Annotated in this window: 29 protein-coding genes, 1 tRNA gene and 1 riboswitch; of the genes, 7 read left to right on the top strand and 23 right to left on the bottom strand. The window is 53.6% G+C overall.

The window, feature by feature from the left end:
• Positions 1-46: 46 nt before the first annotated feature.
• The 5 genes from mtfA (at position 47) to OGX92_RS05060 (ending at position 4,683) form a co-directional block, all read left to right on the top strand.
• Positions 47-811, top strand: coding sequence for a DgsA anti-repressor MtfA (mtfA, locus tag OGX92_RS05080; RefSeq protein ID WP_286586298.1), 765 nt, complete (start codon positions 47-49; stop codon positions 809-811).
• A gap of 132 nt (positions 812-943) precedes the next feature.
• Positions 944-1,019 (top strand) — tRNA-Asn (locus tag OGX92_RS05075).
• A gap of 260 nt (positions 1,020-1,279) precedes the next feature.
• A complete protein-coding gene (locus OGX92_RS05070) occupies positions 1,280-2,317 on the top strand; it encodes an extracellular solute-binding protein (protein ID WP_148361817.1) in 1,038 nt (345 codons plus the stop codon).
• Entirely contained in the window at positions 2,301-3,989 is a 1,689-nt protein-coding gene (locus OGX92_RS05065) for an ABC transporter permease (RefSeq protein WP_286586297.1), read from the top strand. Before OGX92_RS05070 ends, OGX92_RS05065 begins: the two co-directional genes overlap by 17 nt.
• 10 nt (positions 3,990-3,999) lie before the next feature.
• On the top strand, positions 4,000-4,683 hold the full coding sequence (locus tag OGX92_RS05060) for an ABC transporter ATP-binding protein (protein ID WP_286586296.1): 684 nt from the start codon (positions 4,000-4,002) through the stop codon (positions 4,681-4,683).
• Between the two features lie 24 nt (positions 4,684-4,707).
• Here OGX92_RS05060 and ldtA read toward each other — a convergent pair whose 3' ends face one another.
• From ldtA to pduF, 23 genes are all read right to left on the bottom strand, one after another.
• Entirely contained in the window at positions 4,708-5,637 is a 930-nt protein-coding gene (ldtA, locus tag OGX92_RS05055) for a L,D-transpeptidase (protein WP_003834078.1), read from the bottom strand.
• A 127-nt stretch (positions 5,638-5,764) separates the two neighbouring features.
• The gene (gene cobT / locus OGX92_RS05050; RefSeq protein WP_003834080.1) at positions 5,765-6,829 is read right to left on the bottom strand and encodes a nicotinate-nucleotide--dimethylbenzimidazole phosphoribosyltransferase; all 1,065 of its coding nucleotides are present in this window, start codon (positions 6,827-6,829) and stop codon (positions 5,765-5,767) included.
• A gap of 24 nt (positions 6,830-6,853) precedes the next feature.
• Positions 6,854-7,597 carry an adenosylcobinamide-GDP ribazoletransferase gene (gene cobS / locus OGX92_RS05045; protein ID WP_257661865.1) on the bottom strand — a complete coding sequence of 248 codons (744 nt, stop codon included), beginning with the start codon at positions 7,595-7,597 and terminating at the stop codon, positions 6,854-6,856.
• A complete protein-coding gene (gene cobU, locus OGX92_RS05040; RefSeq protein ID WP_286586295.1) occupies positions 7,594-8,139 on the bottom strand; it encodes a bifunctional adenosylcobinamide kinase/adenosylcobinamide-phosphate guanylyltransferase in 546 nt (181 codons plus the stop codon). The genes cobS and cobU overlap by 4 nt, the downstream gene beginning before the upstream one ends.
• Complete coding sequence (locus tag OGX92_RS05035; protein ID WP_003834085.1) at positions 8,136-9,656, bottom strand: cobyric acid synthase; 1,521 nt, start codon at positions 9,654-9,656, stop codon at positions 8,136-8,138. The genes cobU and OGX92_RS05035 overlap by 4 nt, the downstream gene beginning before the upstream one ends.
• A complete protein-coding gene (locus tag OGX92_RS05030) occupies positions 9,653-10,468 on the bottom strand; it encodes an energy-coupling factor ABC transporter ATP-binding protein (RefSeq protein WP_003834086.1) in 816 nt (271 codons plus the stop codon). The genes OGX92_RS05035 and OGX92_RS05030 overlap by 4 nt, the downstream gene beginning before the upstream one ends.
• An 8-nt stretch (positions 10,469-10,476) precedes the next feature.
• Positions 10,477-11,154 carry an energy-coupling factor ABC transporter transmembrane protein gene (locus OGX92_RS05025; protein WP_003834087.1) on the bottom strand — a complete coding sequence of 226 codons (678 nt, stop codon included), beginning with the start codon at positions 11,152-11,154 and terminating at the stop codon, positions 10,477-10,479.
• Positions 11,141-11,422: an energy-coupling factor ABC transporter substrate-binding protein gene (locus OGX92_RS05020; protein WP_003030289.1), complete on the bottom strand. Its 282-nt coding sequence runs from the start codon at positions 11,420-11,422 to the stop codon at positions 11,141-11,143. The genes OGX92_RS05025 and OGX92_RS05020 overlap by 14 nt, the downstream gene beginning before the upstream one ends.
• Before the next feature lie 2 nt (positions 11,423-11,424).
• Positions 11,425-12,162, bottom strand: coding sequence for a cobalt ECF transporter S component CbiM (gene cbiM, locus OGX92_RS05015; RefSeq protein WP_286586294.1), 738 nt, complete (start codon positions 12,160-12,162; stop codon positions 11,425-11,427).
• A complete protein-coding gene (locus OGX92_RS05010; RefSeq protein WP_063940443.1) occupies positions 12,159-12,872 on the bottom strand; it encodes a cobalt-factor II C(20)-methyltransferase in 714 nt (237 codons plus the stop codon). The genes cbiM and OGX92_RS05010 overlap by 4 nt, the downstream gene beginning before the upstream one ends.
• Positions 12,869-13,663, bottom strand: a complete 795-nt coding sequence (gene cbiK / locus OGX92_RS05005; RefSeq protein ID WP_003834103.1) for a sirohydrochlorin cobaltochelatase — start codon at positions 13,661-13,663, stop codon at positions 12,869-12,871. Before cbiK ends, OGX92_RS05010 begins: the two co-directional genes overlap by 4 nt.
• A 10-nt stretch (positions 13,664-13,673) precedes the next feature.
• Positions 13,674-14,459: a cobalt-precorrin-6A reductase gene (locus OGX92_RS05000; RefSeq protein WP_003834104.1), complete on the bottom strand. Its 786-nt coding sequence runs from the start codon at positions 14,457-14,459 to the stop codon at positions 13,674-13,676.
• Positions 14,456-15,181 (bottom strand): precorrin-3B C(17)-methyltransferase, encoded by a 726-nt coding sequence (locus tag OGX92_RS04995; protein ID WP_003030278.1) that lies wholly within the window; start codon positions 15,179-15,181, stop codon positions 14,456-14,458. The genes OGX92_RS05000 and OGX92_RS04995 overlap by 4 nt, the downstream gene beginning before the upstream one ends.
• Positions 15,181-16,236: a cobalt-precorrin 5A hydrolase gene (gene cbiG / locus OGX92_RS04990; protein WP_003834107.1), complete on the bottom strand. Its 1,056-nt coding sequence runs from the start codon at positions 16,234-16,236 to the stop codon at positions 15,181-15,183. Before cbiG ends, OGX92_RS04995 begins: the two co-directional genes overlap by 1 nt.
• Complete coding sequence (locus OGX92_RS04985; protein ID WP_003030275.1) at positions 16,217-16,990, bottom strand: cobalt-precorrin-4 methyltransferase; 774 nt, start codon at positions 16,988-16,990, stop codon at positions 16,217-16,219. The genes cbiG and OGX92_RS04985 overlap by 20 nt, the downstream gene beginning before the upstream one ends.
• Complete coding sequence (locus tag OGX92_RS04980) at positions 16,983-17,552, bottom strand: decarboxylating cobalt-precorrin-6B (C(15))-methyltransferase (protein WP_003834109.1); 570 nt, start codon at positions 17,550-17,552, stop codon at positions 16,983-16,985. The genes OGX92_RS04985 and OGX92_RS04980 overlap by 8 nt, the downstream gene beginning before the upstream one ends.
• A complete protein-coding gene (locus OGX92_RS04975) occupies positions 17,542-18,147 on the bottom strand; it encodes a cobalt-precorrin-7 (C(5))-methyltransferase (protein WP_003834111.1) in 606 nt (201 codons plus the stop codon). The genes OGX92_RS04980 and OGX92_RS04975 overlap by 11 nt, the downstream gene beginning before the upstream one ends.
• Complete coding sequence (gene cbiD, locus OGX92_RS04970; RefSeq protein WP_286586293.1) at positions 18,141-19,277, bottom strand: cobalt-precorrin-5B (C(1))-methyltransferase CbiD; 1,137 nt, start codon at positions 19,275-19,277, stop codon at positions 18,141-18,143. The genes OGX92_RS04975 and cbiD overlap by 7 nt, the downstream gene beginning before the upstream one ends.
• Positions 19,274-19,906 carry a cobalt-precorrin-8 methylmutase gene (locus OGX92_RS04965; RefSeq protein WP_063940447.1) on the bottom strand — a complete coding sequence of 211 codons (633 nt, stop codon included), beginning with the start codon at positions 19,904-19,906 and terminating at the stop codon, positions 19,274-19,276. The genes cbiD and OGX92_RS04965 overlap by 4 nt, the downstream gene beginning before the upstream one ends.
• Positions 19,907-19,916: 10 nt before the next feature.
• Positions 19,917-20,876 carry an adenosylcobinamide-phosphate synthase CbiB gene (gene cbiB, locus OGX92_RS04960; RefSeq protein WP_003834117.1) on the bottom strand — a complete coding sequence of 320 codons (960 nt, stop codon included), beginning with the start codon at positions 20,874-20,876 and terminating at the stop codon, positions 19,917-19,919.
• Positions 20,873-22,252: a cobyrinic acid a,c-diamide synthase CobB gene (locus tag OGX92_RS04955; RefSeq protein WP_003834119.1), complete on the bottom strand. Its 1,380-nt coding sequence runs from the start codon at positions 22,250-22,252 to the stop codon at positions 20,873-20,875. Before OGX92_RS04955 ends, cbiB begins: the two co-directional genes overlap by 4 nt.
• Before the next feature lie 88 nt (positions 22,253-22,340).
• A riboswitch (cobalamin riboswitch) is annotated at positions 22,341-22,515 on the bottom strand.
• A gap of 332 nt (positions 22,516-22,847) precedes the next feature.
• Positions 22,848-23,759: a transcriptional regulator PocR gene (pocR, locus tag OGX92_RS04950; protein ID WP_003834122.1), complete on the bottom strand. Its 912-nt coding sequence runs from the start codon at positions 23,757-23,759 to the stop codon at positions 22,848-22,850.
• A gap of 203 nt (positions 23,760-23,962) precedes the next feature.
• On the bottom strand, positions 23,963-24,772 hold the full coding sequence (gene pduF / locus OGX92_RS04945) for a propanediol diffusion facilitator PduF (RefSeq protein ID WP_003030258.1): 810 nt from the start codon (positions 24,770-24,772) through the stop codon (positions 23,963-23,965).
• A gap of 525 nt (positions 24,773-25,297) precedes the next feature.
• Here pduF and pduA point away from each other — a divergent pair.
• Positions 25,298-25,579, top strand: coding sequence for a propanediol utilization microcompartment protein PduA (pduA, locus tag OGX92_RS04940; RefSeq protein WP_003030255.1), 282 nt, complete (start codon positions 25,298-25,300; stop codon positions 25,577-25,579).
• Entirely contained in the window at positions 25,579-26,391 is an 813-nt protein-coding gene (pduB, locus tag OGX92_RS04935) for a propanediol utilization microcompartment protein PduB (protein WP_003834129.1), read from the top strand. The genes pduA and pduB overlap by 1 nt, the downstream gene beginning before the upstream one ends.
• Positions 26,392-26,399: the final 8 nt, after the last annotated feature.

Here is a 26,399-nt window from a genome sequence, read left to right as displayed (position 1 = left end):
CCCGTTCCGTCAATTTCGTTCAAGTGACGAGTTTGCGAGCAAAACGATGATTAAGTGGCCCTGGAAAGAGCAAGAAACAACCCGGAGTGACGACTGGCCGTGGGACGACGCCCTGGCTATTCCTCTTCTGGTGAATCTCACCGAGCAAGAACAAGCCAGGCTTATCGCCCTGGCCGAGCGCTTTTTACAGCAAAAAAGACTGGTAGCGCTTCAGGGGTTTGAACTTGACCCACTGAAAAGTGCGCGCGTTGCGCTGCTTTTCTGTTTACCTGTTCTGGAATTAGGGATCGAGTGGCTCGACGGGTTTCATGAAGTTCTCATCTACCCTGCCCCGTTTGTCGTGGACGATGAATGGGAGGACGATATTGGGCTGGTGCATAATCAACGCGTTGTACAGTCCGGGCAGAGCTGGCAACAAGGTCCGATAATCCTTAACTGGCTCGACATTCAGGATTCTTTTGATGCCTCCGGCTTTAATCTGATCATCCATGAAGTGGCACATAAGCTTGATATGCGTAATGGCGACCGTGCCAGCGGTGTTCCGGCAATCCCCCTGCGCGATATCGCCAGCTGGGAGCACGACCTGCATGCCGCAATGAATAACATTCAGGATGAAATTGATCTGGTCGGTGACACCGCGTGCAGTATAGATGCCTACGCAGCGACCGATCCTGCCGAATGCTTTGCCGTTCTATCGGAGTATTTCTTCAGTGCCCCTGAATTATTTGCTCCACGCTTTCCGGCCTTATGGCAACGTTTTATTCAGTTTTACCGCCAGAACCCCATGGAGCGGTTACGCGATACCCGCTAAGGTGGCCATTGTCGCTCACCAAATGCGCATTAACGCTGAATTTGAAGATTAATTAACCAATTGAAATGACGTGCTAATTTTACTGTTGACACCTCATGGTGAGGTCAGTAATATGCGCCTCGTTCACACGATTCCTCTGTAGTTCAGTCGGTAGAACGGCGGACTGTTAATCCGTATGTCACTGGTTCGAGTCCAGTCAGAGGAGCCATATTTAAGAAGCATGCTTAGGAAACTAAGCAGGCTTTTTGCTTTTCCGGTCGCTATAAAAAACCCTCTAATAAGTCCCCTGCCTGCTCTGCACCGCTGTTACATGCCGCATCACAACGTTGATTAAAGTTATGTAAATGTAAATCGTTTAAACTTTGCAATTATTGTAAGTGCTAGTGATTATCATTTATTGTACGCGAGCCAAAGGAACGAGCCCCCGCTCGGTTCACTGTACGTTCCAATTACTCTGGGATATAAACGATGAATTCTCTGCCTCGCGCCGGACTGCGCCGTATCACACTTGCCTCTGCCCTGGTCTTCTCTGTTAGCCTACCGGCTTTCGCTCAGGAAACGTTAACGCTCTATACCACCCGTGAACCGGGTCTGATCCAGCCTTTGCTTGATAGCTGGACCAAAACCAGCGGCATCAAAGTCAGTACGGTCTATATCAAGGACGGTATGCTTGAGCGCGTTAAAGCTGAAGGTAAAAATTCACCTGCCGACCTGCTGATGACCGTCGATGCCGGTAACCTCATTGATTTAGTGGAAGCGGGTGTAACTCAGCCAGTAGAGTCAGAAGCACTGAAAACCGCTATTCCGGCTAATCTGCGCGGCGCAGATAATCAGTGGTTTGCGCTGTCGATGCGTGCCCGCGTGCTGTATGCCGAGAAGTCACTGCCAATCGATAACTGGCATTACGAACAACTCGCCAGCCCTGAGTACAAAGGTAAAGTCTGTATTCGTTCCGGACAGCACCCGTATAACACGGCGCTGATCGCCGCAATGATTGCTCATCACGGTGAAGCAAAGACCGAAGAATGGCTGCGCGGTGTGAAAGCTAACCTGGCGCGTAAAGCTACCGGTGGCGACCGCGATGTTGCTCGCGATATTCTCGGCGGAATTTGCGATATTGGTCTCGCCAACTCCTATTACGTCGGCCATATGAAAAACGCCAAAGAAGGCAGTGATGCACGTCAGTGGGGCGATGCGATTAAAGTCGTTAAACCCACCTTTGAAAATGGCGGTACACACGTCAACATCAGTGGCGCAGCTGTAGCCCGCTATGCGCCAAATAAAGCCGATGCCGTTAAGCTGATGGAATATCTGGTTTCCGCACCTGCCCAGCAGCAGTATGCGAAAGCGAACTTCGAATACCCGGTACTGAAAGGCGTGACGCTTGATCCGGTTATCAGCGCAACTATTGGTGAAATCAACGTCGATAAAACGCCGTTAACCGAAATCGTTAAATATCGTAAACAAGCTAGTCTGCTGGTAGATAAAGTTGGATTCGATCAATAAACCTCTGCAGTTTCCGACGTTACGCGGCCTGGTTTCCGGGCCGCAGTCATTATTAACGCCGCTACATCTTGGCGCGCTGTGCGTAGCGCTTGGCGTTCTGACACCGATCATTGCGCTGATTTGGCAGGCTACCCAGGCCGATTTATCTCACTGGGATAATCTCCTGACGTATGTACTGCCTGCCGCACTAAAAAATACCGTGCTGTTATTAGCCGGTGTCGCGGTGATGGTCGGCGTGATTGGCGTAGGCAGCGCATGGGCGGTAACGGCATGGGATTTTCCTGGACGTAAAATTCTTAGCTGGGCGTTACTGTTGCCGCTGGCAATGCCAACCTACATTGTGGCCTTTGCGTGGCTCGATCTGCTGCATCCGATTGGCCCCCTGCAAACCTTTATCCGTTTTTTACTGGGCTTTGACAGCCCAAGACAGTTCCGGCTGCCAGATTTACGCTCACTTTCCGGCGCAATCATCCTGCTCGGATTAGTGCTTTACCCATACGTGTATCTGACAACCCGCGCTATGTTTATCAGCCAGCCCGCCCATTTACTGGAAGCCGCACGCACGCTGGGATGCAGCGCAACCGGAACCTTTTTTCGTGTTGCTTTGCCCATGGCCCGTCCGGCACTGGCCGTTGGGATCAGCCTGGCACTGCTGGAAACGCTCAACGATATTGGCGCATCGGAGTTTCTCGGGGTACAGACGTTAACCGTTACCGTGTACACCACATGGATCTCGCGTTCTGATTTATCTGCTGCGGCGCAAATTGCCTGCATGATGCTGATGTTTATATTCCTGATTCTGACACTGGAATTTTATGGTCGCAGAAAACAAGGATTCAGCAGCCGCAGCCTGCGGGAAATTCAACCTTCGCGCGTGCAGGGCTGGCGCGGTTGGCTGCTCGGTGGCGTTATTTCACTGCCGGTTGTACTGGGTTTTCTGGCACCGGTACTGTTTTTACTGTGGGAAAGCGCCAAACGCATAGGCGATGAGAACCCCCTTTCCTCTTCGTTACTGTCAGCATTGCAAAATACGCTATCGCTGGCAGCGGGAACCACGCTGGTGGTGGTTTGTGTCAGTATGCTGGTGGCCTGGAGCGCGCGCCATAGCGCTGCAGACAACGCCATGCCGGGATTTCGTCGCGGCGTGATGCGTCTGGCCTCTTTAGGCTATGCGGTTCCCGGCACAATTCTGGCGATTGGTTTTTTACCCCCCGCCATGGCTGTCGACCGCTGGCTGGCCGATTTACTGGATGTTCGCGGCCTGCCGCTGATGTCCGCAGGGATCCTGCTGGTAATTTGTTGTGCCATGCGATTCCAGGCGATTGCCATTGGCGCGCTGGATTCTGGTCTGGGCCGCATTCCACCTTCGCTGGAACAGGCGTCTCGTCTGTTGGGCGAGAATGGTGCGGGGACGTTTGCACGAGTCCATTTTCCCCTGCTGCGCCCGGCATTAGTCAGCAGTGCCCTGCTGGTTTTTTCTGATGCCATGAAAGAGCTGCCAACAACGTTGCTTTTGCGCCCGGTCAATTTTGAAACGCTGGCAACGTTACTGTATGCGGAAGCCGCACGTGGAACCTATGAAGAAGGTGCTATCGCCGCGCTAATGATTGTTTTAGCTGGCACGCTACCGGTTATTTTGTTGGTGCGTCACCAAATGACTCGCCGTGGTTAAGAGAGCAACAATGTCAGAAATTGCATTACGACTCCAGGATGTACACGTTGCTTATGGCAACAGCCAGCAATCGGTACTGAGCGGATTTTCAATGTCGGTACGTAAAGGTGAAATTGCCTGTCTGCTGGGTGCTTCAGGCTGCGGAAAAACCACGGTACTACGCGCAGTTGCCGGATTTGAACGCCTGCAAAACGGAGAGATCTATGTGTCACAGCGACGTGTTGCCGGTCCCGGCGTTCATCTGCCACCGGAAAAACGTCATGTCGGCATGGTCTTCCAGGAGTATGCGTTATTCCCCCATCTGACCGCGCAGCAAAATGTGGCCTTTGGATTGCGTCGCATGCCGCGTGAGGAACAACAGGCCAGAGTGACTGAGCTGTTGAAAATGGTGGAGTTACACAGCCATGCCAACCGCTATCCGCATGAGCTTTCCGGCGGGCAACAACAGCGTATCGCACTTGCGCGCGCGTTGGCGCCACATCCGGAAATCCTGTTGCTGGATGAACCCTTCGCCAGCCTGGATAAGCGCACACGTGAGCGTCTTGGCAACGAGGTACGGGATATTTTGCGCGCCGCCGGGCAAACGGCGCTGTTGGTTACCCACAGTGAACACGAAGCCCAACTAATGGCTGACCATATTGGCGTGGTAAAAATGGGGCAGTATCAAATTAAAAAAGCGACCCATCCGACCTGAAGGTCAACAAAGTCGCCCTGAAAATTAATAATGCTTCTGCACCAGGCTGATGTTCACCGGCATACCGGAGCGCCTTTCCAGTGCCTGGCTCCCGCGGCTCACATCCACGTCATTCCCGCTGATAAAGGTGCGCAAAGCGGGAGTGACTGACAAAGGCACCTTTCTGTCAGACTCGTATTCCGAACGGTTTCGTGACAGCGGCTCATGAACTTCCACCCAGCGACTACCGTCCGGCTCTTCGCTGTATTTCACCGGTCGGTCAATTAATTGTACACGCGTCCCTACAGGCACCGTATCAAACAGGTACTTGATGTCATCATTCCGCAAACGGATGCACCCCTGACTTACCCGCAAACCAATACCGAAATTGGCATTTGTCCCGTGAATGGCATAAAGCCTGCCAATATAAATTGCATACAGGCCCATCGGATTTTCTGGCCCGGCAGGAACAAAAGCCGGCAAGCTTTCACCGCGAGCGGCGTATTCACGTCGGGTATTTGGCGTCGGCGTCCAGCTTGGTGCTTCCTGCTTACGTTCGACCGCCGTCACCCAGTTACGCGGCGTTTCTCTACCCGCCTGACCAATGCCAATGGGTAAAACCTCAACCGTATTGCTGCCAGCAGGATAATAGTAAAGCCGCATCTCGGCGACGTTGATGACAATCCCCTCGCGCACGGTATCCGGAAGTATCAGTTGCTGCGGCACAACCAGCGTTGAACCCGATTTAGGCAGAAAAACATCGACGCCCGGATTGGCTTCAAGCATATTGCTCAACCCCTGCCCGTACTGAGCGGCAAATGCCTCCAGCGGCTTGGTGTTTCCTGGTGGAACCGTAATAGTCAAAGGACTACCCACCAGGCGACTCCCCTCTGGCGGCAGCGGATAACTCACCGCCTGTGCGCCCTGACTCGCAAGCAGCATAATGAGTGAACAAAGCAGTTTTACACGACGCATCTTTTTCCTTTCCTTCGTCGCAACAGATATCCGTTAAGTATAGCTTTTATTATCTGTTTTAGTGGGTTACGACATATCTGCGCATAAAAAAACCTCGCCATCAGGCGAGGTTCAGGTTGAGCGGTAACTACGCTTCCTTACCATCTGGAAGCACAATATTGCTGGCGGCTAACTGCCCCATATTTTTGTACATAGCGCAGGCAGCTTCAATAATCGGCATCGCCAGCGCGGCCCCGCTACCTTCACCTAAACGCATCCCCATATTCAGATAAGGATCTAATTCAAGATGCGCCAGCGCGGTGCGGGCACCCTTCTCAGCGGAGAAGTGTGACGGGATTAGGTAGGGTTTAATCTGCGGTGCAATCTGGCTGGCCGCCAGAGCAGCAGAATACGAAAGAAAACCATCCAGCACGACCGGCAGGCCACAGGAGGCCGCACCAAGCATCACCCCCGCCATACCGACAAGATCAAACCCGCCAACCTTAGCCAGCACATCGACACCGTCAAGGCGATCCGGTTGATTGACGGCAATTGCCCGGCGCACAACGTCTACCTTATTCCCCACCCGAGAAAGAGGAAGGTTAGCGCCAATACCCACGACTTCCTCAGCATCACTGCCGGTCAGCACACTGACAATGGCGGCCGCAGGTGTGGTATTTGCCATACCAAGCTCACCGACACCAAACAGCGTTACGCCGTCTTTTGCCAGTTCATGGGTATAGCGGATGACTTCCAGCAACAGCTCTTCTGCCTGCGAACGGCTCATTGCCGGACCTTCGGCTATATTGCCGCAGCCGCGTGCCACACGCATATTCACCACACCGGGAATAGGTTCAGCATCAATCCCAACATCTATCACATGGACCTTCGCCCCCGCCTGAGCGGCCAGGACGCAGACGCCGGTCGTTCCACGCGTCATATTGGCAGCCTGAATAGCCGTGACAACTTTAGGCGAAACGGCAACCCCTTCATCCCACACACCGTGATCGGCGCACATCACCAGCATCGCTTTGCCATTCACATGCGGCACACCCTTCAGGCCAGGCATCCCGGCCAATTGTACGGCGAGAGATTCGAGTCGCCCCAAACTTCCCGGCGGCTTAAGCAAGCCGTCGATATGCTGCTGTGCACGCAGCATCGCGGCACTGTCGGGTGATGGGATCGTGCGGAGTAAAGAGGTTAAAGTCTGCATAAGGGTTCCAGTATGTGGGCTGACTCAGAGCAGAGCCAGCAAGAAAATCAACTCGCCAAGTTCAATGGCAGCGCCCAGCGTATCGCCGGTTTGCCCACCCAACGTGCGTTTTAATAACTGCCCAAGAATAAAAATCGCCACTATTGTGACAACTAGCGCTGCCACGCCGCGCATGCCGGGAAGTAGCACGGCGGCAAGGATCGCCGCTAATCCCAACGTAACGCAGGTTTGACGCCCGGTGACTTTGCCAATAAAAACGTTGCCCAGCCCTTCTTCGCGGGCATATCGATGCCGATACATCAGCAACACCGCCGTTCCTCGCCCGGCGACACATGCAGCTGCCAGCGCGGCCAGCATTGGCATGCCACGCAAAGCCAGTTCACTCACCACCAGCACCTTCGCCAGTAAAACGAAAATTAACGCCAGTCCACCGTGGGTGCCCAGACGACTGTCGCGCATGATTTCCAGCATCCGCTCGCGTCGGCGCGCCGAAAAAATGCCGTCACAGGTATCCGCCAGACCATCCAGATGAAATCCCCCGGTCAGCAACGCCAGCGTCAGCACCGCAAAAAGGGCCGCCAACGGAATACCGCACCAGGGCTGGAGCGCCATAAAGACCAGCCCCGTCAGCCCTCCCAACACGACGCCAATCAGGGGAAACATCACAATACCGCGGGAATAATGCTCGAAATCCAGTCCTTGCGACCAGCGAGCAGGAACGGGCAAGCGACTGATAAAAGAGAGCATTGCCCAGAACAACTTACTCATTTAATTTTGACTCCAATTCCTGATACCACCAGCCAGACCTCATCCGCTGCCGCCGCCAGTCGCTGGTTCACGCGTCCTGCAATATCACGAAAATGCCGCGCCAGACGGTTCTCCGGCACAATCCCCATTCCCACTTCGTTTGTGACCAACACGATCTTTGCCGGGCAGCGCTGACAGGCTGCGATCAGCGAACGGATTTCACCTTCGATAGACTGCTCCATCGCCGCGTAATCCCAGCTGTCCGGATCGCTTTCACTGCCCAGCGCAAACAGCAAGTTGGTCACCATCGTGGTGATGCATTCCAGCAGAATAGCTTCCTGAGGATCATTCATGTCCGTGATCAGTTCATCAAGATGTTGCCAACGTTCGGCTGTCCGCCAGTGCGCAGGACGTCCATCGCGATGATGCTGAATTCGCGCAGCCATCTCCTCATCAAAAATCTGCGAAGTCGCAATATACAAAACGTTTGGGGAATCAGCGATCAGCGCTTCCGCATGCCGACTCTTACCGCTTCGCGCGCCGCCAGTAACCAGAATCATCATACTGGCTCCCGGTGTTGCTGCATGATGGTATAAATTTTCTCAATATCGATGTGTTGCCGCATCGCATCCGCCAGCAGATCAAACTGCTGCGATTTATATTGCGCGTAATGGAAGGTGGAATCCAGCGGAGCTAACCCTTTACGTTCTCGCAGGCCATTGATCAACGCTCGGGTGAAATCATCGCTGTCGAAAAGACCGTGAAGATAGGTGCCGAACGCCAGGCCATCCGGAGTGACCGCGCCGTCAGCAACGTTGCCGCCGTCTTTGTGCAACGTCATCACCGACCGGCATTCATCGGTTAATGCTGTTTCGCCCATATGAATTTCATAACCGCGAACGGATAACCCCGCCGTGCCCGCCAACCAGTCAGGCAGCGATGAGGACATTTTTCCCTCAACCAGGGTCGTGGTTTTGTGCTGGGCAAAATGGGTGACTGTATTGAGCAAGCCCAGCCCCGGCAGCGTACCGAGCCCCGACTCTACTTCATCAATGATGGTGTCACCGAGCATTTGATAGCCGCCGCAAATCCCCACCACCGGTACGTTATTACGATGTAATTGCACGACGCCATGTGCCATCCCGCTTTCACGCAGCCACACCAGATCGCCAAGGGTATTTTTACTACCCGGCAAAATCACCAGATCGGCCCCCGCCAACTCTTCAGGCTGACGAACATAGCGCACGCGCACATCCGGCTGCGCAGCAAGCGCATTAAAATCAGTAAAGTTAGATATGTGTGGAATTTGAACAACGGCGATGTCGATGTCGCGTTTGTCAGTGCGCAAATACTTGCCCTTTTGCAGCGCAACGCCATCTTCATCTTCCAGATCAACATCCAGCCATGGCATCACGCCCAGTACCGGAACACCGGTCAGCGCTTCAATTTGCTCGATACCGGAGTGCAGCAGCGTCACATCACCGCGAAACTTATTGATGATCACCCCTTTTACCCGCGCGCGTTCGTGATCATGCAACAGCGCCAGCGTGCCGTAAATGGAAGCAAACACTCCGCCACGATCGATATCCGCCACCAAAACGACAGGGCACTGAGCCATCTCTGCCATACCCATATTGACGATATCGCGATCGCGCAGGTTAATCTCTGCCGGGCTCCCCGCACCTTCCAGCACCAGCACATCAAACTCCTGCGCCAGGCTGTTATAAACTGACAGGATCTGTTCCCGCAGACGTGGCTTGTACTCGTGGTAACTCACCGCGTCCATATCGGTCGCCACTTTGCCCATTAGCACCACCTGCGCTTTTCGATCGCTGGTCGGTTTAAGCAGCACCGGGTTCATACGCACATCTGGCGTAATACCTGCGGCTTCAGCCTGAAAAATTTGCGCGCGGCCCATTTCTTTTCCCTCTGGCGTAATGCCAGAGTTCAGCGCCATGTTCTGCGATTTGAACGGCGCGGTATGCAGTCCATCCTGATAAAAAATACGACACAGCCCGGCGACCAATACGCTTTTACCCACATCAGATGCCGTTCCCTGCAACATTATTGCCTGCGTCATGACGCCTCCTTCAGTGCGTTCTCTCGCATACAGCTAAAAAATTCAGCCTCTGTTTTACACAGCGGGAAGCCCAGCTCTGTATGCAGCTTCACCAGCCAGGGCTGAGTTAATCCCGCTTGTTCAATCAGTTCAGTCTGGGCGAACACGTCGCCTGGCGCGCCGTGCGTGAGTACTTCGCCCCGGCGTAAAACGTACACCGCATCACTAACTTCATAGATAAGATCGATATCATGGCTGGAAATTACGACGCGGTTTCCTTGCGCAACGATGCGTTTGATTATCTCAATCATCTGCGTGCGGCCTGACGGGTCGAGGCCCGCAGTAGGTTCATCCAGCAGCAGATACTGCGCCTGCAACACCAACGCCCCGGCAATCGCTACGCGTTTTTTTTGCCCATGGCTTAAACACTGAATGGGCTGATGGCGAAAATGCTGGGCGTCGACCAGCGTAAGCGCATCTTCCACGCGGCGAGCGATTTCAGCCTCATCCACCCCAAGATTGCGCAGGCTAAAGGCGATATCGCTGTCGATATCGGTATAAAAGATTTGCTGATCGGGGTCCTGAAATACCGTTGCCACCTGTTGACGCAGCGCCAGCAGGCCGCGCTTGCTGTAATCCAGCGGTTTGCCCTGCCACATCACCGCGCCTTGCTGTGGGCGCAATAAGCCACTCAGGTTCATAAACAGCGTGGATTTCCCGCAACCATTAGCGCCTACCAGCCCGGTGACGGCATGCGTCGAAAAATCCAGCGTTAACCCTTTGAGGATCGGGTCATCCTGATAGCGAAACCAAAGCGCTGAGGTGGCAAGCATACTTTTCCTTACAGGTGAAAATCACCCTGATACAGTTTGATATCCAGTGTGGTGGTCATTTGCTGGTAGCGGATCAACACGCGGGTAAACAGCAATCCCACCAGCATTGCCAGAGAGCGGTAGCCCAACGGCAAGCTACGATAACCAAAACGCAGCGTTTGTGCGCGATGAATAGCCAGCGCCTCGTCTAACAGGATAAAAATAAACCGCCAGGTCAGCAGGATCTGCTCAGTTAGCAGGCGAGGAACATGCGCGCGTTTGAGTAAGATAATTAATTGCGGAAACGGCAGATTCAGCACCAGCCAGAAAGTTGCCGCCAGCGCGGCAAGGCTGCGCCAGAAGGTTTCATTGGCGGTTACCAGACCTGGCGCGCTGATCCCCAACCAATAACTTCCCACAGGTATGCTGGCCAACAGCGTCTGTGGATCGCGGCTGATGCTAAACAAAATGGTCACCACGCCAACCGTGAGAAAACCAAACGGTAATGCCATCCAACGGCACCAGCGCCAGAAGGAAATACGCAGCAGCCAGCAGCTCAGCGCGGCAATAAGTAAAAGCTCAATACCCTGCCCCAATGGGGGCAGAGTAAACGCCAGAATCATCATCACCAGCCAGAGCAGAAATTTCCGCACCGGCGAGACATGAACCCAACGGCTTTGATAGCTAAGCCTGTCAAGCCCGGTCATCACGGCGTTGCCTACCCTTGGTGTAACCCAGGATATAGAAAATCACAGCTGCGCCCAGCGATCCCTGGAGTGTAAACAGCAGACTTTCAATTTCACCGCTTGCGGGTTCATACAACGGCTGGAACCAGGGCTCATAATGCGGGGCAATAGCCTGAATCTGGCTTTCCGCCTCACCATCTGAACCGCCGTATTCCCCACCGTGGTTGATAAAGAACGGCAGGATCACCAGCGCCACTACCATGCCCAATATAATCAGCGTCTTTTTCATCGTTAATGCCCTTGTGCGGTTATCAACTGGCGTTTGGTTAGCTGATCGTAAATCAGCACGGTAAGTAACCCTTCCGCAATCGCAATTGGGATCTGCGTCAGGCAGAAAATCCCCATGAATTTAATGATTGAGCCGGTAGCACCAGCAGAGGGATCCGGGAACGCAACGCCCAGCTGTACCGAGGTCACAAAATAGGTGACGAGATCCGCCAGCATCGCACACAGGAAGACGCAGGCATCACGACGCAGCCCTGCGCGGCAGGCCATTTTCCACACCATGTAACCCACTACCGGGCCAATTACCGCCATCGACATGCCGTTCGCGCCGAGCGTCGTTAAACCACCGTGTGCCAGCAGCAGAGCCTGGAACAGCAGGACAATCGCCCCAAGGATGGCAACCACGCCCGGTCCAAACAGGATAACCGCCAGGCCTACACCGGTAGGATGTGAGCAGCTTCCTGTAACGGAAGGAATTTTCAGCGCCGACAGCACAAAAATAAAAGCGCCACACAGGGCCAGCAAAACCTTCTGGTGGTTATCCTCCTGCACAATTTGGCGCAGACGTACCAGCCCGTACCACAGGCAGGGTAAAAACAGCAGCCACCAGGCCAGCGCCCACATCGGCGGCAAGAAACCTTCCATAATGTGCATGGCGAACGCTTGTTCAGGAACAATCATCAGTAATAGCGCCGCAGCCAACCCGCTGAAAGACAGCTGTTTTAGCTGTTGTTCAAGCTTCATTGTGCATACTCCCACTGTTTATTGACCAGAATGGTCGAGAAATAAGGCAGCGGCTGATCGTCGCTCACCTCATCGAGATGACGCCAGCACTGTTCACCTGGCAGCGTGGCTTCAGACATCATTAATGCACAGTCCAACAAACCCTCTTGTTGTAGCAGCGCTTTAATACGCGCAAAACGACCGTACACTTTCATCAACACCAGACTGTCATGCTGTTTTAACGCTTGCTGGATTTCCGCTTCCGGTGCGGTACAGGAGACCACCGCCAGTGACTGCTGCTCCATAGCGAGCGGCGTTTTGGAACGCGCGGCAATCGCGGCGAAAGACGTGACGCCAGGAACGATTTCCAGCCAGTCAGGACAACCAATACGCTGAAGTAAAAAGACCCAGGTGCTGAACAGCATCGCATCGCCGAGAGTGATAAACCCCACCTGCTTACCGGCCTCGACTTCCTGAACCAGCGCGGCAGCAACTTCATCCCAGACGGCCTCTTTTTCAACGCTATCGGCACTCATAGGAAAATGACAGCAGCGGACTTCGGTCTGTTCACCGATATACTCACGTACAATCGACAATGCCAGACTGTCACCGCCTTTACGCCCGGCAGGCGCATAGAGAATATCCAGCGCGCCCAGCGTGCGTGCGGCACGCACGGTAATCAAGTCGGAAGCACCTGGCCCGGTGCTCAGTGCATACAGTTTTCCGCTCATGCTGCTTCCTCCAGCGCCACATTAAGCGCCTGCTGTAAATGTGCCACGAACATGGCGCGAACCGCCGGGTTCTCACCCAGACCACTAAGCCACGGCGTAGCCGGAATCCCTGCTGCATTGAACAACGTTTTCCAGGAATCATCTTCGTCGGAGGCCATATCGTTGATGGCATGGTCGCCAGCGACTAACATCAGCGGCATCAGATGCACCGCCGTCACCCCTTCCTGAGATAAACTTTCAATCAACACATCCACTTCCGGATAGCTTTCCACCGCCCCAACCCGCGCGGGAAAGCGCTGCGCCGTCATCATGTGGTCGAGACAGGCATAGGCGGCAAAAGCATGGTGGCTGGCGCCGTGTCCCATAAACACCACTTTTTCACTTTCGCCAAGCGCCGGCATCTGCTGTTGCAGCGCCAGCATCAACTGGGTGTAATCTTCATGGCTGCTCAGCAGCGGTACACCCAGCGTCAGGCGTGAAAACAGCGGACGCATACTTTGCACTTCGCGGACAATTTTTTCGTATTCGTCGCCATTGATAATGTGCAGTGACTGAATAGCCACATCCTGATACCCCTGCTCCGCCAGTTTTTGCAGCGCCTGCAGCGGCGTGTCGATTTCAATGCCGTCGCGCTGCTTGAGCTTGCGGATTATCATCCCGGAGGTAAACGCCCGGAACAGGTCGCGGTCAGGGCAGCTAGCTGCAAGATCGCGCTCACAGGCCACAATATTTTTCTCGCAGGTGTCGTGATAGCTGGTGCCAAAGCTGACCACCAGAAGCGCCTTTTTCATCTCAAACTCCTTAAGCAGTGGCCAGCCAGCGCGTTAAACGCACCCCAAAGGCGGCCTGACTTTCCAGTAACTCTTCTCCCGTCACCAATGGTGCCGGACGTGTAATCACGATGCAGGGGATTCCGGCATCCAGACAGGGCTGAACCTTTTCCTGATAACCACCTTCAGCGCCAGATGCTTTGGTGATCACCACATCAGCCTGGCACTGGCGATAAAACGCGGCGTTGAACTCGGCGCTGAACGGTCCGCACAGTGCGAAGATTTCACCGACACCAAATCCCAGATCCGCGCATTGCTGAATGACCTCAGGAACAGGCAGAACGCGCGCCAGCAGCGTTTTTTCAGGCAACCCTTCGCGCCAGATGGCCAGATCTTTACTGCCGGTCGTCAGCAGCACACGATCGCCGAAGCGTCGCGCCACCTCACAGGCTTGCGGAATGCTTTGTACGGTATACAGGTGCGGGTGAGTTAACCCACTCAACTGCTCAGGGCGCTGGTAGCGGCTTAGCAGTACGCCCGCCGCTTCGCAGGCGCTCATGATGTTGCGGCTCACCACCTCGGCGTACGGATGCGAGGCATCGATCACCCAGCGCGTCCGATTTTCCTGTAGCCAGGCAATCATTTGTTCGCGCTCCAGACGCCCGCAGCGCACCTGGCCTTTGATGTCTCCCGCCAGTTGTTTCCCTGTTGGGGTTGCAACTGACAGGGTGTAGGCCACGTTTGCCGCATCCAGTTGCTGGCACAGCATGCGCGCATCGCTCGTACCGCCCATGACCAGCACATCACCGTAATTCACAGCACATAACCTCGTGGCGTGATCATCAGGCCGTCCTGAACATAGGTTGTTTTGTTACCCACGATCACAAGGCTGGTCATATCAACCGGTTCGAAATCCATTTCACCGAGCGTGGTTAACCATTTTTCCTGCTTTTTACGTCCGGCAGACTTCACAATACCAACCGGCGTTTGCGCGCTTTTGCTGGCGGAAAGCAGCTCAAATGCGCGCGCCAGATGACCTTCGCGACCCCGACTGCGCGGGTTGTAGAAACAGATAACAAAGTCTGCCTCACCGGCGGCAACGATGCGTTTTTCAATAACCGGCCATGGCGTTAACAGATCGCTTAAGCTGATGTGGCAGAAGTCGTGCATCAGCGGCGCGCCCAGCAAAGAGGCCGCGGCAATACTAGCGGTCATGCCAGGTATTAGCCTGACCTCAACATCCAGCTTTTGCTTGCTGACCAGTTCGAGCACCAGCCCGGCCATACCGTAAATCCCCGCGTCACCGCTACTGATCAGCGCCACGTTATGACCCGCCTGTGCCAGTTCGATCGCCGCCTGGCAGCGTTCAATCTCTTTGCACATTCCGGTTTTGATCACCTGCTTGTCACCCGTGAACGCTTTTACCAGATGGGTGTAGGTTTTATAGCCAACGATGATTTCCGCTGCCTGCAGTGCTTCAACGGCTTCCATGGTCATCATTGCCTGCGAGCCAGGGCCAATTCCAATTACGCTTAACATCAGTGTGAAACTCCCAAAGTGATGGTGACGCCCTGTTCTCGCAGGGTCTCGCCTAACAGTTTTCCGTGGCTCAACAGCCAGGCTGCAGGACCGGAAACGCTTCCTGTACCTACCGTTTTGCGAACAAACGATGAGGCCGGAAAACGGTGCTCATGCTCACGCAGCGCGTCAGCGGTAAAGGTTTCGAAAGGAACGCGACAGCACGAAGCCAGTTGGATAAGTCCCTGTTCATCTTTTTTCAGCGTGATGCTGCCAATCGCTTTTAGCGCCAACGGATCGAGCTGTTGAGCTTCAAGTTGCCGGGCAAGCAGCGCAGCCAGCAGAGGGAACGGCGTATCACGGCGACAGCCAATTCCGGCCACAACCCGCTGTGGCACCAACTTCCAGTGCGGAACAGGCAGGTCAGGTAAATTGGTGCGTAAGGTGATGCACACCAACGCATCCAGTTCGGGGAGCTGGTTAAGATCGGTAACCGTAATAAATCCGCGCCGGTCGCAATGGCTGACATCCTGCGTCAGTTCGTCATCCCACCACAGACCAACCCGTTTATTGCTGACCAGCATCTGATTCACGATCTTCACCGCCGAACGGAAATCACTCATCCGGGCATTCAGTTGAAATGCCAGCGTATCCAGTGCCGCCATATCGTTCACATCCGTCGCGGTAGTGATAACCGGGTCAGCGCCCAACATGCCCGCCAGATAACGCGCCAACGCATTGGCACCGCCCGCGTGGCCGGAGAGCAGGCTGATGACATGCTGGGCACGTTCATCAATGACCACCACTGCCGGATCGCAGAATTTGTCATTGACCAGCGGGGCTAGTACGCGGACCGCAATGCCGGTCGCACCGATAAAAATCAGCGCCGAGTAATTCGTAAACGCTTCGCGGGCGGTATTCGCAAAACCGTTTTCAAAGGGAATAAACCCCTCCTCCAGCAGCTTTTCACTGGTAAAACAGGTAACCGGCAGCATGGCTGCCAGACGTTTCGCCAGCACAACGCCACCAGGAGTCAGGCAAAAAAGCGCAATTGACTCAGGCTTTACGGTATTCATGGCTAAAGTCCGCCGCATAGAGTTTGGAGTAGTGATACTCCGAGCCCAGGAAATTACCGACCAGAATAAGGGCCGTTTTACGGATGCCCGCATCGCGAACCTTGTCGCCAATATCCGCCAGGGTCCCGCGCACAGTCTGGCTTTCCGGCCAGGTCGCTTTATAGATCACCGCCACGGGCGTGGTCGCCGGATAGCCGCCTTCAATCAGACGCTCAGCCACCCGATGAATGCGCTGGACGGAAAGATAAATCGCCATAGATGTCTGGTGACTGGCAAAAGACTCCAACTGTTCACGTTCCGGTACCGGGGTGCGGCCTTCCAGGCGCGTAATGATCAGACTCTGTGAAACTTCAGGTACGGTGTACTCCACACCCAGCTCCGCCGCCGCGCCGAGGAACGCGCTGACGCCAGGCACCACCTGCCAGTCAATCCCGCGTTTGGTCAGCTCCTCACCCTGCTCGCGTACGGAACCGTACAACGAGACATCGCCGGTTTGCAGGCGCACAACGGTCTTGCCCGCTTTCACTCCAGCTTCCATCAGATCAAGGATCTGCTCCAGATGCAGTTCAGCGCTGTCGTGACATTCAGCACCGGCAGGGCAATACTCCAGCAGTTCAGTGTTAATCAGCGATCCGGCGTAGATAACAACCTGCGCCTGCTGTAGCAACCGGTAACCTTTGAGGGTAATCAGCTCGCGATCGCCAGGACCTGCGCCAACAAACCACACGCTACGGGGATCAAAAATCTCAGACATGGTTTCCTTCCTTCTGACAGGCGATAACAAATACGGGGTTATTCGGTTTGAAATAGTGACCACTGCCAAGCGTGGCAAGCGAGGAAACCTGTAACTGCAGGCAATCCACTCCCTGTACGCCAAGATGGTCCAGATGTGCCAGCGCGGTGTTGAGGTTTTCCTGGAGGATAAACGTCATCACCAAACGCCCTGCGGGATGCAATTGGCGCATCGACCAGTCAATCAGTTCGGTCAGATGGCCGCCGCTGCCGCCCATGAAGATGGCATCAGCCTTTTCCGTGATGGTCATTGGTGCGACACCGGGAAAAATATCGATATTTGCGCAGGCAAAATGCTGGCGGTTTTCATCCAGCAACCTGAGCGCCGCCGGGTTACGTTCGATGGCCGTTACACGTAATCCGGGATATTGCAACGCCGCCTCTATCGACACACTGCCGGTTCCGGCGCCAATATCAATCAGGTGACTGGCGCGGTGTAATTCAAGTTTTGAGAGGGCAAGTGCGCGTACCGCTTCTTTAGTCATCGGCACTTTCTCTCCACGCAGAAACAGCTCATCTTTCATCAAGGATCACCACTGCATTCATGTCATAGTCAGCGTTAACTTCACGCACAGGCAGGAAATGGATCTGTTCGTTTTCCATCGCCAGGTTTTCGCCAATCACCATCCAGCGATGCCCCTTGCCTCGGGCAATGAGCTGCTGTGCGATTTCACGCGGGCCACACAGCGCATCAGTCACCATCGCCACCTTGTTATGCCGCGCCAGCTCGTCGAAACAGACGCTGCGGCCATGGCTACTGGTCAGCCACATATCGTTCATATCAATACCGGACTGCGCGCACAGGTACTGCACCGCGCTAATACCGGGAATTATCCGCACATTCTCAATGCCAAAATGCGCCACCATGCGCGTCCCGATGCCGTAAAACAGCGGGTCGCCAGACGCCAGTACCACAACATGCTTCTCCTGGTGCGCACTAATCCAGCTCAGGAGTTCCGGGATATTGGCGCCAAGAGCAAACTGTTCACCGGCAAAATCCGGGAATTGCTGCAAATGCCGCTTTCCACCGACCAGAACATCCGCCGTCGCGACCGCTTCACGCGCCGCAGGCGTCATCAAATGCAAACCGGCTGGCCCCATCCCTACAACGGTTAACATTGCATCTCCTCAGCAATCTCTGCGACCGGGCGATTACTGCCAAGCACCTGATTATCAAAAGAAAACATGATAGCGTCGCAGGTCGGGGGATTTTTGGTAAAGCGCAGCGTTTGCAGGACACGCATACAGATGCGCTTAGCCAGGTGGTTATAAATGTGCTGAAAACCGTATGCGTCGATGTGTTCCATCGCCGCCTCGGTGGTATCGCAGTCGCTGACCAGCGTCAGCAGTTCCAGCGGTGCGCCAAGTAGCGCGAGGTGGGCCACCAGCGTTTCCATGCGGGCATCGGCAATATGGCTATGAGTGTGGAAGATCCCCGCCGCGATTTTGACGAGCTTACCGGGGTGCCCCACCAGCACGATTTGCCGGAACCCCAGACGTACGGCTTCTTCAATCATGTAACCGACAAAGTTGCTCATGGTGACCACAACCTGGGTGTCGATACCCATCTGCTCGCGAACAAAACGCTCGCCGTGGTTTCCAGGCACCAGTACGACACGCTCCAGCCCCGCCGCCCGCTTAATTTCCAGCTCCAGCGACAGTGAACGCTTCCAGCTCTCTTCCGACATCGGCGTGACAATACCCGTGGTGCCAATAATCGAAATGCCGCCCAAAATGCCAAGGCGCGAGTTGTAGGTTTTTTGCGCCCGTTCTTCGCCTTCTGGCGCGAAGATTTCAATCTGCGCCCCACGATTTGGGCCAATCGCTTCGCGGACGGCAGATTCAATGGTCTGGCGAGGTGTACGGTTAATCGCCGAACTGCCCACCGGCAGGCCAATCCCTTTGCGGGTTACCGTACCGACCCCTTCACCGCCCTGTAAGGCAATCACGCCACTATCGTCTAACGTCACGCGGGCAAAAATCAGCATGCCGTGGGTGGCGTCCACATCATCTCCACCGTCTTTGCGGATGGCCGCTATTGCCTGCTGCCCTTCGATATGCGGTGACTCCACGCTCAGGCACAGCGTCACCCCGGAAGGCGTCACGATGGAAACCTGATGGATGAGGTGTTGGCGCAATACCATCAACGCGGCAACTTTTGCCGCCGCCGTGGCGCACGATCCCGTGGTATATCCTTTACGCAGCGCTTTACCGTTGTGCCACACCAGCGTATCGAAGGCCTCGCTCATCGCGCCCCCTGCATGTGATAAAGCATGGCGTTGACGATAGCGGCGGCGACATTGCTTCCCCCTTTGCGGCCTAACGCTGCAATGGCGGGCAAATTGCTTTGGGTCAGGGCATCTTTCGACTCTTCAGCACCAACGAACCCGACCGGTACACCCACCACACCGCTGACGGCAACATCATGCTCAAGCAGGCGGAACAGCGCAGTCGGTGCGTTGCCAAAGACAAACAGCTTTTCCCCCTCTTCCTTCACCGCAATGTCGACAGCAGCCATGGACCGGGTAATACCCTGCTCTTTTGCCGTACGCACGACCCGCGGGTCACTGATGTAGCAGCGGCATTCACCGCCGAATTGTGCCAGCAGCGTTTTATTGATCCCGGAAAGCGCCATCGTGGTGTCGGTATAAATCACGCTCGAACGGCTAAGCGCGGCACAAAACTGCTCCAGCACATCACTGGAAAACCACAGAATGTCCAGCCAGTCGAAATCCGCCGTCGTGTGAATGACCCGCTTGATAATGGCTTCATGTAACGGACTGGCAAACTGATAGTCCGGACGCGTTTCACGGATGATCTCGCCAATAATGTCGAAACTTTTGGCTTCAATCGCCTGGGGTTGCTGGATATATTGCATTATGTTGTCCTCAGGCTACACCGACCCACAGCCACCGCAGCGCAATAAACAGCGCCAGTGCCAGCGTCGATGCCACCCACATCAGTCGAATCGTATGGGAAATGTCGTCTACCGAAATGTCGCGTTGAGCATCACCGATCCACGGTTTCTCAACGCGCTCGCCAAAGTAGTCATTAGGACCACCCAGACGAATGCCTAATGCCCCGGCTACGGATGCCTCTGACCACGCACAGTTTGGGCTGCTGTGGTTGTAGCGATCGCGCCAGCCAATCTGTAAAGCTCGCGAGCCGTCTTTACGGCATAAAAATGCCGCCACGCCCAGCAACAGCCAGCTCAGTCTTGCAGGAATAAAGTTCGCAACATCGTCCAGACGCGCGCTGACCATACCAATAGCGCGGTATTTTTCATGTTTGTAGCCCACCATGGAGTCAAGGGTGTTTACCGCTTTGTAGGCCATCGCCAGGGGCGCACCGCCGAGGAGGAGAAAGAACAACGGCGCGATAATGCCGTCTACGGTGTTTTCAGCCACGGTTTCCACCACCGCGCGATTGATCTGCTGCGGTTGCAGTTGTGAGGTATCACGCCCCACAATCCATGACAATTTTTCCCGACTCTGAGCAAGGTCACCGGCCCGCAGCGGACGTTCGACATCCTGCGCGGCCTTTGCCAGGCAGCGCCCGGCCAGCACGGTAAAGATCATCCATACCTCTACCACCCAACCCAACCAGGGATGAACAGATTCTGCCAGTGCCAGCACGCCCCAGGACACAGCCCAGGTCAGACCAACCACCACAATCCACATCACCGCACCGCCAATGCGCAGCGCACGGTCGCTATGACAGTAACGCCGAACAATTCGCTGCACGGCAGAAATCAGATTGCCAATCCAGCGCACCGGATGCGGCCAGTTCTGCGGATCGCCGATGATAAAATCAAGCAGCCAGGCAACACACCACGCAAGGATCGTCATAGCGCACTCCTCGCGGCTGCCAGCCAATGGTTAAGCATCTGCGGACGTTGAGCAAAATGAACGTGTAGATAGCTGGCGAAGGTGTTTCCGACCTGCCAGCCGCCGGACCAGGCTTGCAGCGTTTTACCATCGCGCACTTTGCGACAGTTCATCACCGCTGGCGTTTCAGGAGTAAAATCAGAGTAGTGAAATTCATGTCCGCGCAGCACTTCACCTTCTGCAGCTAACAATGTTTGCTGCGCGGCCTGCGCTTCGCAGTAGCCAAATCGGGTCAGACGTTTCCCCATTTTGCTGTGGCCGGGAATGATATCCGCCATCAGCCAGGTATCGCCGTTGCTGTCCTCAAGCGAACTGCCGAGATACATCAGCCCCCCGCACTCTGCATAAATCGCGACGCCACGTTGATGTGCCTCTCGCAGTTGATTCAGCATCGAGACATTGCGAGCCAGCGCCGCAGCGTGTAGCTCAGGATATCCGCCACCTAACCAGATCATCTGACAGTCCGGCAAACAGGTGTCGTGCAACGGGCTAAAACGAACAATATTTAGCCCCGTACGTTCCAGCAGCGTAATGTTATCCGGGTAGTAGAAGTTGAAGGCTTCGTCATCGGCAATTGCAACCGTTAGCCCTGCTCCGGCGTCTGCGGCGGGCAGCGTTGGCCATTCGCCAGCAGGAAGATTGGTTGACTGGCTTAATGTCAGCAGCGCGTCAATATCAAGGGTTTGCTCCAGTGTCGCGGCAAAAGCCTGCCACGGTTGCTGATTGATAACCGACTCACGTGCGGTTACTAAACCCAGATGACGTTCGGGAAGGGCAACGCCCTCCATACGGGGTACGTAGCCCAAGACGGGTACATCGCAGTAACGTTCGATTGCGACTTTCAGTAACTGGTAATGCGTTTCGCTGTTAACCCGATTAACAATAACCCCGGCGATGTTCAGGGTGGGATCAAAATGCTGAAACCCCATTACCGTTGCGGCGATTGAAGTGGAAACGGCTTTACCATCAACCAGTAAGATGATCGGACAGCCTAACTGTTTAGCCATCGCGGCGGTGCTGCAGTAGTTTGGGTCGGTACCATAGCCGTCATACAGCCCCATCACACCTTCAATAACGGCGATATCCGCATGTTGCATCTGCTCGTTGAATAGAGCGTTCAGCGTGGGGACGGGAAGCATGAAGCTATCAAGATTGCGGGAAGCGGTACCGCATACCGCTGTATGCCAGCCGGTATCAAGGTAATCAGGACCCACTTTGCATGGCTGGACGCGCAAACCGCGTTTTTTCAACAAGCTCAACAAGCCCAGCGTCACCGTGGTTTTACCACAGCCGCTTCCGGTACCTGCAAGAACAAATGCGTGAAAATTGGCCGCCATACCCTGATCCTGTTCAGGGTGGTAGGGGTGTAGAGATACCCAGTCTCTCGACTGTATGCATCTGAACCACCCACTTCCCACCGAAGTTGTTGGTAGTCACTGACAGGCAGGTCTTCTGGCTTAGCGTCATCCTCACCCGTCCTTCCCAATCTTGCGATCAGTGGTCCATACGGGGTCGTCAGCATCACAGCAGCGGGGGCTGCGGGGGATTCTCACCCCCTTCCCTACCACAAATGTGGCAAACCTGTCAGTTCAAGAGCCTGGTTAATTAAGCTCTCTGTTATGAGGTAATTTCACAACCTCATGACAATAATTCAATTTAATATCTTTCCGAGTTCATTCAGCCAATTTTCTGGCCTTAACCCACTTATTCATACGTTCACTTTTTGAATGAAAGTATCAGCTAAGAATAAAGAAAGTCATTCGCGCAGACACTGTATCTCATCACAAAAATAAAAACTGGTGCAGTTTATCCCTCTAATACCATTATTTTGTTGCGCTATGACAATTTATTGACTGCTGTTGTCACATTTCATTTTATAATGACTGACATAGCACCCGATATCAAAAATCGGCAATAGCAAAATATTGCTATTTAAGCGGATTCACCGCGTGAAATGACATTTATTTGCTGGCGAAATGCCTGCGGCGTAACCTGATAGGTCTGGCGGAAAACTTTGCAAAAATAACTTGTTTGCGAAAAGCCTAAATTACGCGCAATGCTGGCTATGCTCCAGTCACTGTGACAAAGCAGCTCTTTGGCACTGGCCATTCTTTGCTGGTTTACCCATGCGTTAAAACCAATACCCTGATATTTTTTGAACAATTTGCTGAAATAGTACGGGCTAAGGAAAACATGAGAGGCAACATCTTCCAGACGCAGATCGTCTGATAAATGTGCATCAATATAGCGCAGGGCTTTTTTCATTTTACTGTCATGAGGGTTGGTACTACGGTTAGCGCGTACCGGCTCTGACTGCTGCGGGTTATCTTTGATAACAACAAAATTAAGTTGTTTCTTAAGGCAATTTTCGACGATGAGCTTGAGTAAATCCGCTGAAGCAATGACTCGAGAATAGTCCATTTCAGGTACATTACGGAACTCGTTTACCAGTTCGGGATCTGCTTGCCAGCGGTCATCGACGTTCAGAATATCAACGAGGCCTACATCGTTACTTAAGCGTACTTGTCCACAAAGCACGAACCCTACCAGGTGTCCCGCGATGACCAGCGGAATTGAGAAATCGGTAAGCCCGGCATGGCAGCGATAAATGCAGGGTTGATCGGATTTAGAGGCTTCCAACCCTCCACAGCGGTCGCTCATACGACAACGCGTACTATGCTGAGGATGCTGGCGCATCAACTGGCAAAAAGGAGTGAAATTAAAAAGCTCAGAAATTTCATCACCGTGAATATTGACAACCACAACAGCCAGACTGGTGGCCTGTGCAAAATCCTGTGCGATTTTATTAATGAGTTCTGAGTTCAGGGCACTCGCAGAAATCATGATAAAACCTCTCAGTTAATTTATTGTTATAAATAAAACATATTATTCACACATTCATTTTCATCTCGCGATCCGGCGCGCTGATGAAAGTCAGCATTGAACATAACAAAAGTCTCCCATTGTTGGGAGACTTTTTAAGCCGTTCAGGAAACCGGATCACGAAAACAGTTTTTACCTTTCAATAATAAACATCTTTCGTGAAGCTAGCTCTCGTTTTCCTCCAACTTACACGAATTACACGGTAAATTTTTGCCAATAAAATAACGATAAATTGCTGCGCCCGCACAGGCGCCGATGATGGGAGCCACAATCGGCACAATAAAATATGGGATATCACGCCCACCTGTCATCGCAACATCACCCCACCCGGCCATCCAGGCAAACAATTTAGGACCAAAATCACGTGCCGGGTTCATCGCAAAGCCGGTAAGTGGACCGGTTGATGCGCCGATAACAGCAACCAGAATACCAATCAGCAGTGGTGCTAACGGGCCTTTGGGAACACCGTTACCGTCGTCCGTTAGCGCCATAATCATCCCCATCAGAATGGAGGTAATCACCACTTCGACCAGTGCGGCCTGCCAGACACTCAGTGCGGCGGCAGGATACGTACTAAAAATGCTGGCAAGTTGCAGGCTTTCCAGACTGCCGCGTACCATTTGGTGGGCTGATTCATACTCAATAAATAAGCTGCCGTACAACAAATAGGCCAGCATAGCGCCACCAAAGGCACCCGCTATCTGAGCGACAGAATAAGGCAGTACTTTACGCCCCGGAAAACAGGCAAACAACCAAAGTGCGATGGTAATCGCGGGGTTGAGATGGGCCCCAGAAATCCCGGCTGTCAGGTAAACTGCAAGCGAGATCCCCAAGCCCCATATGATGCAGATCTCCCACAATCCCAAACTGGCACCCGCGACCTTCAGGGCGCTCAGGCACCCAATACCAAAAAACAAAAATAGTCCGGTACCCAAAAACTCAGCAATACATTGCGCTCTTAGTGAATCGTTCATTGTGACACCTTCTAAGCAGAGTTCGTGTCTTTACCAGCGGACTCCTTGCTGGCAGGAAGATTACTTCAAGGCTTACTATAAAAATCTGTATCGGCAAATTGTTGGCAATCTGCAAGCGACATGCCCTTAAAAATCGTGTTGTGATAGCAAATTCTTGCCATCACCTTTAATAAAGCAGGCGGTAAAACGAGGATTTACCCTATTAAAAGTACATTTTCAAAATAATAAAATATTGCGAACAGCAGAATTCCATTTTCAAACGATCATCACAATTTCATTTTTCTCGCATAGCAAATGATATTTAAACTGTCACTCGGAAAAGTGTAAATATGGAATTAACATAACCAAATAGTCACATTGTTAAAACCAAAAACAACCAATAAAAACAAATTGTTATAATTGTGCGTAGCAATTTTATCTCACCATAACCCCACTATTTTTTCACTCTTACTTTCAACTCAGCCATTCTTTTTCCTCGCTTCTTTTTATAGTCATGAAAATCGGGACAACCCAGGCGAGGTCTTTATGCAACAAGAAGCGTTAGGAATGGTAGAAACCAAAGGCTTAACTGCAGCCATAGAGGCCGCAGATGCAATGGTGAAGTCAGCCAATGTAATGCTGGTCGGCTACGAAAAAATTGGTTCGGGGCTGGTAACAGTCATTGTTCGTGGCGATGTCGGCGCAGTCAAAGCAGCAACAGATGCAGGTGCCGCCGCAGCCCGTAATGTGGGAGAAGTGAAAGCCGTACACGTCATCCCACGCCCGCATACCGATGTAGAAAAAATCTTACCGAAGGGAATTAGCTAATGAGCAGCAATGAGCTGGTTGAACAGATCATGGCGCAGGTGATTGCTCGCGTGGCAACGCCGGAACAGCAGGCTATCCCTGAAAATAATCCTCCAACACGAGAAACGGCTATGGCAGAGAAAAGCTGCAGTTTAACGGAGTTTGTCGGTACCGCGATTGGCGACACCGTCGGTCTGGTAATCGCCAACGTAGACAGCGCCCTACTGGACGCAATGAAACTTGAAAAACGGTATCGCTCCATTGGCATCCTTGGCGCCCGTACTGGCGCAGGCCCGCACATCATGGCCGCCGATGAAGCGGTAAAAGCCACCAATACTGAAGTCGTCAGTATTGAGTTACCACGTGATACCAAAGGCGGCGCAGGTCATGGCTCGCTGATTATTCTTGGCGGCAACGATGTTTCCGACGTGAAACGCGGCATTGAAGTCGCACTGAAAGAACTGGATCGCACCTTTGGCGATGTTTATGCCAATGAAGCGGGTCACATCGAAATGCAGTACACCGCACGCGCCAGCTACGCACTTGAAAAAGCCTTTGGCGCACCGATTGGCCGTGCCTGTGGCGTTATCGTCGGCGCGCCGGCATCCGTTGGTGTCCTGATGGCCGATACGGCCCTGAAATCAGCCAACGTGGAAGTTGTGGCCTACAGCTCCCCTGCCCATGGCACCAGCTTCAGTAACGAAGCCATTCTGGTTATTTCGGGTGACTCTGGCGCTGTTCGTCAGGCCGTTATCTCCGCCCGTGAAATCGGTAAAACCGTACTCGGGACCCTCGGCTCAGAGCCGAAAAACGATCGTCCGTCCTACATCTGATATCAGTG

It is taken from the genome of Citrobacter sp. Cpo089 (assembly GCF_030332695.1).
Classification (GTDB): Bacteria; Pseudomonadota; Gammaproteobacteria; order Enterobacterales; family Enterobacteriaceae; genus Citrobacter; species Citrobacter portucalensis.
The sequence above is the reverse complement of the archived record's forward strand: the minus strand, read 5'-3'. Positions and strand labels throughout refer to the sequence as shown.